This is a genomic window from Streptomyces sp. NPDC051662 (genome assembly GCF_040681655.1).
GTDB lineage: Bacteria > Actinomycetota > Actinomycetes > Streptomycetales > Streptomycetaceae > Streptomyces.
This window is the reverse complement of the sequence record NZ_JBFAZD010000072.1, coordinates 1-1,799: the sequence shown is the minus strand read 5'-3', so window position 1 is coordinate 1,799 and position 1,799 is coordinate 1. Positions and strand designations below refer to the sequence as shown.

General features: G+C 72.6%; 1 protein-coding gene. It reads left to right on the top strand.

All coding sequences use genetic code 11. From position 1 onward, the window contains the following. The coding region (locus AB0M67_RS41570) for a condensation domain-containing protein (RefSeq protein WP_365753411.1) at nt 1-1,799 on the top strand (1,799 nt) is incomplete at both ends.

Sequence of the window (1,799 nt, the reverse complement as noted above, 5' to 3'; positions counted from 1 at the left end):
CGGGTGCTGCCGGGCCATATGGTGCCCGCGGCGATCGTGCCGCTCGATGCCCTGCCTCTGACCCCCAACGGCAAGACCGACCAACGCGCCCTGCCCGCACCGGATCTGAGCGCCGCCCCCGGGGGCCGAGCGCCGCGCGGTCCACGCGAGGAGATTCTCTGCGCGCTGTTCGCCGAGGTCCTGGACGTGCCCGAGGTCTCCGTCGACGACGACTTCTTCGCCCTGGGCGGCCACTCCCTGCTCGCCGCCCGCCTCATCGGCCGCATCCGCGGCTCCCTCAAGGCCGAACTGTCGGTACGTGCGCTCTTCGAGTCGCCCACCGTCGCCGAACTGGCCCGGCGGCTCACATCCGCCGACGGTGCACGCACCGCGCTGACCCGTGCCGAGCCCCGGCCCGAGCGCGTACCGCTTTCGTACGCGCAGCAGCGGCTGTGGTTCCTCCAGCACCTGCACGGCCCCAGCCCCGCCTACAACATCCCGGCGGCTCTGCGGCTGTCCGGTGAAGTGGACCGCGGCGCCCTGCGCGCCGCGCTGCTCGACCTCGTCGAACGCCATGAGTCGCTGCGTACCGTCTTCGCCGAGGGCCCCGACGGTCCGTACCAGAAAGTGCTGACCCCGGCGGAGGCCCTGCCCGGCCTGCCCGTCGAGGACATCACCGAGGAACGGCTCTCCGAACGGCTCGCCGAGGCGGCCCGTACCGGCCTCGACCTGACCACCGACGCGCCGTTGCGAGCCCGGCTGTTCGCCCTCGCACCCCAGGAACACGTGCTGCTCCTCGTGGTCCACCACGTCGCCGCGGACGGTTGGTCCTTGGAGCCGCTGGCCCGCGACCTCGTCACCGCCTACGCGTCACGGGCCGAGGGCCGGGCCCCCGACCTGGCACCGCTCCCCGTCCAGTACGCCGACTACACCCTGTGGCAGCGCGCCCGCCTCGGCTCCGAGGACGACGCGGAGTCCCCGATCTCCCGCCAGTTGGCCCACTGGACCGCCGCGCTCGCGGACCTGCCGGCCGAACTGTCCCTGCCCACCGACCACCCCCGTCCCGCCATCGCCTCCGAGGAGGGCGACGAGATCGACTTCGCGGTGCCCGCGCGGGTGCACGAGGGCCTGCTCCGGCTGGCACACGCCCGTGGAGCCAGCCTGTTCATGGTGGTGCAGGCGGCGTTGGCGGCGTTGCTGTCCCGGCTGGGTGCCGGGACCGACGTGCCGATCGGCACGCCGGTGGCCGGACGCGACGACGAGGCCGTCGAGGACCTGGTCGGCTTCTTCGTCAATACGCTGGTGCTGCGTACCGACACCTCCGGCGACCCCACGTTCAGCGAGCTGCTCGACCGGGTCCGCGCCACCGACCTCGCGGCCTACGACCACCAGGACGTCCCCTTCGAAAGGCTGGTCGACACGCTCAACCCGGAGCGATCACTGGGCCGGCACCCACTGTTCCAGGTGTCCCTGCGCGTCGATACCTCCGACCGGCAGTCCGCGCTGGACACGATCGGCCGGCTGCCCGGACTCGTCGTCACCCGGCACCCGGTGAGCACCCGCGCGGCGAAGTTCGATCTCTCCTTCACGTTGGAGGAGCGGCACGGCGCCGACGGCCGCCCCGCCGGTCTGCGCGGGGGCCTGGAGTACCGCACGGACCTCTTCGTCCGGGACACCGCCCGCTCGATCGCGGAGCGGCTCGTCCGCGTTCTGACCGCCGCTGCCGAGGATCCTTCGGGGTGTGTGGGTGGGGTGGATGTGTTGGATGAGGTGGAGCGTGGGGTTGTTGGGGTGGTGGGTGGTGTGTTGCCGGTGGAGGG